This is a genomic window from Streptomyces sp. C, assembly GCF_000158895.1.
In the GTDB taxonomy this organism is placed as follows: Bacteria; Actinomycetota; Actinomycetes; order Streptomycetales; family Streptomycetaceae; genus Streptomyces; species Streptomyces racemochromogenes.
On sequence record NZ_GG657750.1, the window covers coordinates 6596095 to 6596526 of the forward strand.

Here is a 432-nt window from a genome sequence, read left to right on the forward strand (position 1 = left end):
GGAGCCGCCCCGGCAGCGGTACCTGGCCCCGGCTGTGGGAGCCGATCCGGCCGTGGGCCCGGGCCCGATCGCCTTCCCGGAGCCGGTCGGGGGGCTGGACGGCGTCCTGACGCCGGCCCTGCCCCCCGTCCCGGCCCCGGCTTCCGAGCCGGCGGCATGGGACGTGGACCCCGGCGCCGGCGCCGACGCCGCCGGACTCGGACCGGTCGTCGTGGCGCCGGGCTCCGGCGGGTCGGTCTGGGCCTGGGGCCCCGCAGCCGAAGAGACCCCGGAGCCGGACCCGGCCTGGCCCCTGGACACCGGCACCGGCGTGGCGCCCGGCCTGGAGCCGGCCCGGCCCCGGCACCCCGGCAGCCCGGCACCGGCCGCGCGGCCGGGCCCCGCCCGGGCCTGGGCGACGGAACCGCAGCCGCGCCGCGTCCCCCCGCAGAG

Annotated in this window: 1 pseudogene; it reads left to right on the forward strand. The window is 83.8% G+C overall.

Annotated features, from left to right (window positions below):
• Positions 1–52: 52 nt before the first annotated feature.
• Positions 53–432: pseudogene (locus SSNG_RS42425) on the forward strand (hypothetical protein); the annotation flags it as partial.